Source organism: Halochromatium roseum (genome assembly GCF_016653315.1).
GTDB classification, from domain to species: domain Bacteria; phylum Pseudomonadota; class Gammaproteobacteria; order Chromatiales; family Chromatiaceae; genus Lamprobacter; species Lamprobacter roseus.
Genome location: NZ_NHSH01000079.1, coordinates 20,781 through 28,936, shown reverse-complemented (window position 1 = coordinate 28,936; position 8,156 = coordinate 20,781). Strand labels below are relative to the sequence as shown.

Sequence of the window (8,156 nt, the reverse complement as noted above, 5' to 3'; positions counted from 1 at the left end):
GACGTCGAACAGTGGGTCGAGACACATCTGGGGGACTCGATGCTCAAGCGTCGCAGGCAGGCTCTAAAGCCGACATAAAAACTGCATGAAGATAGTGAGGCTGCTGGAGGGCAAATTGAACTACCTAGTGATCGCGTTCAACGCACCGAGCACGTTGAAGCGCCTTCGCCCGGCGGAGGTCTTGACAAACAGGCGGGAGAACGACCAGAGCGTGCCGAGAAAGGCACCCAAGACAAAATGAGCAGCATCGACAAAAAAACAGCGCGTTTGCCCTGCCGGGCCTCTTCGAGTCGTGGTTCCAACTTGTTGATACGGAAATGCTCTTGCGCCTCCGGGTCAGCCTTCGAGGGGATTGTGCCGACGCGCCTCGGTACCATGCCGAGTGAGTTGAGAAACGTACCCACTGCGCTGGGGCTACGCTTGAGCCCGGTTAGCTCCTCGATCTTTGCTGCCGCCTCGTTGAGCGTTGCGGGCGGATGGGCGCGGAAATAGCTCTCCAGTTGGCAGCGATGGCTTTGCAACTCGCTTGTCGGTGCGTAGAAGTTGAGTTCCTGCAGTTTCTTGATCCCGCCCGCCTGGAACAGTCTGAGGTACTGGCGCAGGGTGTTACTCGAAACGCCTGCGAGCCGACAAATCTCCTGGTGTTCAAGACCCTGACTCTTCAACCACAAAACCTCCATGCGCCGACGCACCCTCGGGTGTGCATGCGCGTAACGCAACTGCTGAAGTTGTTCCAAATCCTGCCTTGAAAACTCGATTCTGATCATCTGTGCGAAAAGCTACACCGCCGCTACTGGTTTGCAATAAGTATAAAACAGATACAGCAGGCTATGAAAGGATGCTTAGAATCCACATGAGGTAAGCGCAGTTTGTGCCTATAGGGGGTAGAAACCGCATCGTCCGACGCATTGAGCCGACTTAGAGGCGATGAAACTAACCAGAGGTTAAGTAGCCTGTCTATCGGCTTCTAGTCACTCGTCATCACGGACATCGGCCTCCTAAAAGCCATGATAGTGCGCAGATACAGATACAAGCAGAGGAGCGCGGCGAGACCCTAAAAGTGGCAGCGGATGTGTCTGCATGCTCCAAACCCTCAGTCAAAAACCTGAAGCGGATCTTGAAAACTCAGATCTCGTCTGCGTTAGAGAGGATGTAGGGGACCGGTAAAACTCAACATTCGCCCAAACATAGGAGATAGCAGATGGCCATCATCAACGGCAGACGGATTGACCCCAAGAGCATCCGCAACGGTATCCACGGTCGCGATCTGGTACGCCAGACCCAAGTGGGGGGCGGCCGGCGCCCTATTCTCGAGTGCGGAGGTAAGGTGCAACAGATCGACCCCAATCGTCACTACAGTCCGTTTGAACTGGTCGACAAGAACGGACGGGGCGCCAAGGTGATCTCAATGCCCGATCGCTCAAAGGGGCACAGCTTTGGGGGTCATCGTCCGGCACTCTCCAAGCATCTCATCACCGAGCAGGTGGTGGATGTGGCTGAACATCTGTTTAAGCAGGGCCTGGAGTTCGACGAAGAAGAGTCGCACTGGATCGTGGTGCCTAACTTCTATCTCCCGAAGCGCTGGCATACCATCGCGCGCGAAACGCCGCTGCTCGTCGCTTTTCCGAACGAATACCCAGCGCTGCCACCTATCGGCTTCTACATGATGGCTGATATCCCGATCTCTCCCGATGGACATTTTTTCCAAGGTGTTGCGCACAACGCCTGGGATGAGCCTATCGCGCGAGGCTGGAAGTGGTATTGCACCTACATCCACGATGGTGCTTGGCAACCCGCGCGCAACTGGCGTGAGGGCGACAACCTCTACACCTATTTTCATCTGATCAACGAAGTGCTGGGGAACTGATGCCATGGAAGCCATCCGTTTGCGCTTTCCGCAGGGCTTGTTCGCTGCGCTGCGCCAACAGCTCTTGGCAGATATCGAGCGCGAGAGCTTCGCCTTGCTGTTTGGACAATTACATCGCGTCGGTCCGCACACCCTGATCAAGATTGTTGATGTCTGCCATCCAAGCCCTGAGGACTATGAGAGCCGCGGCCTCGCGCATCTGCATCTGCGCCGTGAGTACGTCTATGCTCGACTCGTCGAGATGCAGCGTCGCGGTGATGTAGACACCCTGATCGATGTGCATACGCATCCGTTCTCGGCACGGGGCGCGGCCTTTTCAGTGGTTGACGATCGTGACGAAGTGCTTTTTCACCAGTGGCTTAACAACACCTTGGATGGGGTACATTATGCAAGCATCGTGCTCTCGCGTGGCGATTACTCTGCCCGGTTGTGGGAATACGAGGACGGCCAACCGCGCGCACTCCCGGCGCGCATTCACACCCAAACAGTCCTTGAACGCTGGCCCTGCCTCGAAGACTTGGATGATGGGGAGGCACCTGTTGCCGCCTTGGACCCTGAGCAGGGTTTTCTGGCGCGCAGCACTTTGGCATTAGGGCTGGATGTGCTGCGCCACATCGTGCGGGATCAGTGCGTGGCAGTGGTGGGTGTCGGAGGGCTTGGCTCAGCAATCGCGGAGAACCTGGTTCATAGTGGCTTTCATCATCTGCACTTGATCGATCATGACCGGGTCGAGACGACCAATCTCAATCGTATCGTCGGCGCCTATGCGGTCGATGCTGAACAGGGTCGGCTCAAGGTTGATGTGGTGGCTGACCATCTGCGGCGCATCAATCCGCGAGCGCGTATCGAGACCCATCCCTGGCCCATCGAGGATGAGCGATTGCTGCCAGTGCTGGCGGCATCAGACTGGATGCTGCTGTCCACCGACAACCATACCAGTCGCTATCACACGCAGACCCTGGCCCTGCGTTTTGGGGTTCCGTTGATCTCGGCTGGGAGCAATATCAGTGTCGATGATGGCCGGATTACCGACATGAGCGGCGAGGTGATCACGGCCCGCTTGGGCGATGGGTTATGTCTGAACTGTCTCGGACGTCTGGCACCTACGCAGATCGCCGCCGAAACCGTCGACGGACTGGACGAGGTGCTGGAACGGCGCGGCTATGTCAGCGGGCGCGAGGTCAAGGAGCCTGCGGTCAAGACGCTGAATGCGCTGATTGCGGCCCTGGCGGTCGAGGCCTTGATCAACCAGTACAGCGGCCGTCCAACAGTGCCCATCTTGGTATACGAAGGCCATGCCATGCCGCGCCTCTATCCCGACGCCGAGAGTGTGACACGACGGCGGAAGAGTTGCTTCTATTGCGGTTAACATTGGGGGCTAAATCTCACTCGGGAGCCCCTGATGCCGAACGATGCTCGATTGCCGCATGCTAACCCCACACTGCCAACGTGGTGGCGCGCCTGGGAGACCTTCGCGCCGCGCTGGTTGATGGCCGCCGAAGGGCGTTTGCACCTCAACCCAACCGAGTTCGATCGGCTGCAGCGGCAGGGCTTCGAGACGCGCAACTTGCGCGCCTGGCGACCAAGCGCTCATGATCGCGGGCGGTTGGAGAACGCCGGCAATATTATGGCGCGGGCGTTGAAGGAACCTGCTGGACGCCTCGGTGAACGTAAGTTACATCTTGGTCAGCAGTTGGCGGGTACGGGACATTGGGCGGATCTGCGCCGTCTCGCGGAAGCCTATCTGGATGGCATGCAGAGAGCGACCCCGCCCTCGAAGCCTGCCTCGACCCCACCGCACCCGGCAAGTCCGCTGAAGAAGCCGATTGCCCTGATCCGCAATGAGAAAAAACGCAAGAAGATCAAGCGTCTGGTTGATGATGTCAGCTCGGATCGCTTGGTCAATCAGTCGTCGGACATCGCTCGGTTTGTCAACGGGATTACGGAGTTTACGCTCTATCTCGACGAAGCCTGGCCACTGAAGAACGGGGAAATCAGGCGTAATGAGGGTGTGATCGCTGGTCTGTTGTGTCAGGGATCCCACAAGCCTGGTCGGGCTGAACTCCCTGCGATTGAAACGCATATTTACCAGAAACCGGCTCAGGCCCGGCAAGCACTGGAGCGCCTCTGGGCTTGTCGCCAGTGTCTGCCGCTGTTTTTCCCGTTACGGATGCCGCGCGAGGATCAGCATGCGGGCGGCTATTACGATCAACTGCTTCAGCATGCGTTGCGCTTCCTCTGTGGCTGGCTGTTGCCGCCGTCTCCGCAGATGCGGCGCTTGTCTGTCTTCGCCGAGGCGATCGGCCAACATCACGCCGGCAGCGAGGCGACCGAGTTCTATCGCGGTTTGTTCGCTGGCGATCCGAACGAACGTTTCGCAAATTGGCATCTCGTCACCGTTGCCTGGCGGGAGAAGAATTTTGGCTACATTCCCTATGCGGATCTGGTGGCACATCTGACCCATCAGCATACGGACCTCAATCGGGCCTTGGGCGCTTGGTCAGGCTTTAAGGAGTTGCCAGGCTACGTGCCCTTTTCGCTTGAGCTGGTGCCGCGGCTGGAGCGGCTTCAGCATCTGGATCGCTCGGAGAACCTGGGTGATGTGATCGACTTCGCTCTCGAGACGGGGGCAAGCCCCTTCGGTCGCTTGGTGATGGCTGATATTGCGCGCCAATTGACGAGCCAACCGCAGCTACAAATCGCGCTGCTGGAACGATTGGAGGAGGACTATCGGGCGAAGGTGCTCGATTTGCGTCGCTTGCGCCGCGCTTTCACGGCTGTGCGCAGCCTGCTGCCAGCCTTACCGGAGGGAGCAAGCCCCCAGATGCGTCTGTTGTGGTACCAGCTCGCGCTGCAGGATGCGAATCATGACGGTGACCCAACGCGCAGTTGTGCCCTCGCCACTGAGTATCGGCGTGAGCGGGAGCGGCTCAAGGATAACGCGCGGGAATTATGCGCCGATGCGGATCTAAACTTAGCGGTGCATGATGCCGACCGTTTTGCGTTTGGTCATGCTGAGTTGACGGTGTTGGAGTGGATCGAGGACCCCCTGTTCCCTGCACTGCCTCCTCGTCAGCAGGCGCGACTCTACAGCGCGCTCGGGCAATATCGAGCGCTGCGTGGCCATGCGCTGGAGGCCGAGGCCAGTTTCGGCGAAGCGCTGGAGCGATTCAGGCGGGCTGAGTTGCGTGAAGACGACCGCCAGGCTGAAATCGAGCAAACGAGTATTTATCGGGCGATCAATGCACTGGATGCAAATCTGCCTGAAGCGCCGCGCGCGCTGGCTGCCGTGTTCGGACAGATCGATGCCGCGTTGTCCGATGCCTTGGCTCGCGATGGTTCGCTGATCTCGCAATACCGTCATCATCTGCTCGTGCGTGCCTTGGTGCTGAGGCCTGAGCTTGATGAATCCCGTGCGGCCTATCTGGCGGCGCGGGCGGCCTGGTCGGATGGCTATCCGCAGCATCCTTGGCCGGGGATTCATGGCTATCGCGGTTTTCTCTTATGGAATCAAGAGCAGCTCGACGAGGCGACCGCCACTGCCGCGCGGGATGCCTTCACGCGCGCCATCGAGGTGAGCGCGCTGGCCTGCCATGGGCCAACCCTTAAACTCATTGGTGCCTTCTGGGCGACGGTGGCGGCCTGCTGTCTGGAACACTGCGGTTACGAGGAACGCGGCCATGCGCTGCTTGATCAAGCGCGCCTGTTGCCGGATGCCGCGCCCATCATCGAGACCCTGAAAACCGTCTTGAGGACGCCTGATCCCGCACGGCTTAGTGAAGTCTTCAGCGCCCTGCCCTTCAACTATCGGTAAGCGGCTTGAACGCTGCCTAGCGGAAGTTGAATGGCAACACCTCGCGCAATAGGTCAAGCGGGGCGACCGGTTGACGCAATCCTGCACGAATCCGTGCGATCCGGGCGCGCGCGAGCGGTAATTGGGCGTCCAGCCGTTCAAGCGCCCTGTCTGCTCCTGGCCAGGGTTCACCCCAGCCGGAAGCGACCGTGCGGATACAGGCACCGATGAGCTGTACGACCGGACCATTGGCGACATCCTGTGCGAGTCTGGCGCCGGCGACGGCTCGCGCGCGCGCCGCTGCTGGGTCTTGAGGATGAAGCAGAAGCGCTCGATAGAGTTGGATCAATGGCCAGGGATGTCCCTCGCCTTCATCCCAGGATGCGCGTCGATCCAGGTAATGAAGCGCCAGGGTGGCATCTGGTCGATGCACTAGCCAGCGCAATGCCAAGTGATGCGGATATTTGTCGTCGTTGGCGCCGGATTCGGCTAGGGTTTCGAGGGCCTGTGGCAAGGGGCCAACGACCGCTTCCACTGCTGCGCGCACCTGTGCATCGTGACTGTTTGCATCGTCCATCAGGGCAATGGCACGATAGGTTTGGGTCTGGCGACTCTCACGCCGCGCCAATTCAGGATCGGACAGTGCGCTGAAACTCTCGAGCGCCTCATCGAAGAGCGCCACAGCCCCCGCTGGGTCGCCTATGAAGGCGCGATGCTGACCAAGGCTAGAGCGAACCTGACCCCAGTAGCGTAGTCCAGCGCTCGCCTTGGGTGCGGACAGGGTGTCAAGCTGCTTCATCTCCGGGACGCCGAGCAGCGTGCGGAGTAGGCCACGTATCTTGCTATCGTTTAGCGCGGCAACAGGATTCCATCGTTGCAGTGCTGCTCCCGCTTGCTCGAAGTCAAAGCGGTTGGTGGCGGCCACGGCGAGGTTGAGTTCGGCCCGACAGACGAGGCGCGCGTCTTCTTCCATCAGACGGTCGGCGAGTTGACGCATCTCGTCAACCCAAGGCTGTTCGGTCTGTCCGAGATGGTTAGCACGTGCCAGCATGGAGGTGAGCCACAGCAGGCGTAGCGTCGGCGGCAAGTTTTGATCAATGGGCATCCAGCGTTCCAGCCAGACGACCTGCCGTCCGAGTAGCGGTAAGTCGATATTTCGACTGTCGAAATGCCCGGTGATGTGGTCGAGATAGCGGCGCCAGAGTGCGGTGTCCTGACGAGTGGTTGCCCCTAGGCGTTCGAGCAGGGTGCTGACCAGACTGCTGGGCTGCTCGGCCTCGGGATGTGCCAGCAGCGCCGTCCAGTCGCGTCCATCGAGGGTGCGCCCACGATCCATCCACTCTAGCGCGCGACCAATTGTTTCGGCATCACCATCGATGAGACAGGTTCCAGGTAGCCCAGAGGCCGCCAGGCAGGCACGCGAGTGTTCCGAGGCCGCGGAAGCGATGTAAGCGAGCGCATCAACATAGCCGTTGTAAGGCGAATCGTACTTGGTAATGGTGCGAATGCGCAGTTCGATGGTTCGCGCCCGATCGGGATAGGCTTCGGCCAAGCGCAGGCGTGTCTGTTCAGCCACTGCTGGCCACTGCGCCTGGCCCTTGTAGCTGCCACGATTCTCGATCAGCACCTCGAGTTCAGTCGGCCCGTTAATCGGCATCAGCCGAAGTACGAGGTCGATGAGGCGGATGACGCCAAATACCCAGCGCTCGCCGGGTGCCTCGGGAAGCTGATGCATGTTGATGCCGAGCACGCCGACAGGAGCGTCGAGAATGACCTGGATGACGCGATCGATTTCGTCGATATCGCCTTGATCCACAGCATGCCAGCCCTTGGGTAAGGGCTTGAGTCCGGCCTGGGGCTGCGGAATCAGGAGTCCGATGAAACGCCCCAGTGTCCGATCAGTGGTGCTTAGAGCAACAGCCTCTGGCCCAAAGATCGACCCGGTCTCATCGATCAGGAGCTGCCAAGATGGGCTGGGCGTCTGGGCGCGTAGGTCGCGCGGGTGGAGGCTGTCAGTGTCAGTCGGATCGGGAGCAAGGGTCTGGCGATTGGGCTCTGGCAGCGCCCTAGCGACCTTGCGCCCCTTGAAGCGGACGGGGATGCGCACCGTCGAGACGGGCCTCCCAGCGTCCTTGCGCTCTTGCACGGCGAGGTATTTTGCTTTGGCTTGTATGCCTTTTTTGACCTGCTGCTTGGCACGGTCAAGCAAGGAGGGATGGTCGTGTTCCAACGCCGCGAGCGCCTTGCGATAATCGCCACGGCTGAGGCAGTCTTGGCCAAATTTCGAGCCGAATTTGTAGAAGCGAGTGAGCAGTTCTCCATCCGCCTGCCCTTGAAGCTGAGCCTGATCGATCTGCTGCTGAGAAGCTGAATCCAGTTCGAGACACTGCCGGGTATAGTTGGCGATCTCCGTCGCGCCCGAGTTGTTAGCCCAGGATGCGTAGAAACGAATCTTATCGAGACACTGTTGGAGACTTAAGCTGGGCATGCAACCGA

General features: G+C 59.6%; 4 protein-coding genes and 1 pseudogene. 3 read left to right on the top strand and 2 right to left on the bottom strand.

Annotated elements, in window-relative coordinates; all coding sequences use genetic code 11:
- Positions 1–126: 126 nt before the first annotated feature.
- Positions 127–767 (bottom strand): annotated as a pseudogene (locus CCR96_RS22135) (helix-turn-helix domain-containing protein); the annotation flags it as partial.
- Between the two features lie 434 nt (positions 768–1,201).
- On the opposite strand from CCR96_RS22135, the gene CCR96_RS22130 reads away from it, so the two are divergent.
- Genes CCR96_RS22130 through CCR96_RS22120 form a run of 3 tightly spaced genes read left to right on the top strand, consistent with a single transcriptional unit; the run spans position 1,202 to position 5,681 of the window.
- The gene (locus tag CCR96_RS22130) at positions 1,202–1,867 is read left to right on the top strand and encodes a hypothetical protein (protein WP_201223803.1); all 666 of its coding nucleotides are present in this window, start codon (positions 1,202–1,204) and stop codon (positions 1,865–1,867) included.
- Positions 1,868–1,871: 4 nt separating this feature from the next.
- Entirely contained in the window at positions 1,872–3,236 is a 1,365-nt protein-coding gene (locus CCR96_RS22125) for a ThiF family adenylyltransferase (RefSeq protein ID WP_201223801.1), read from the top strand.
- A 33-nt stretch (positions 3,237–3,269) separates the two neighbouring features.
- On the top strand, positions 3,270–5,681 hold the full coding sequence (locus CCR96_RS22120) for a hypothetical protein (RefSeq protein WP_201223799.1): 2,412 nt from the start codon (positions 3,270–3,272) through the stop codon (positions 5,679–5,681).
- A gap of 16 nt (positions 5,682–5,697) precedes the next feature.
- Here the strand turns inward: CCR96_RS22120 and CCR96_RS22115 are convergent, their stop codons facing one another.
- Entirely contained in the window at positions 5,698–8,148 is a 2,451-nt protein-coding gene (locus tag CCR96_RS22115; RefSeq protein ID WP_201223797.1) for a hypothetical protein, read from the bottom strand.
- Positions 8,149–8,156: the final 8 nt, after the last annotated feature.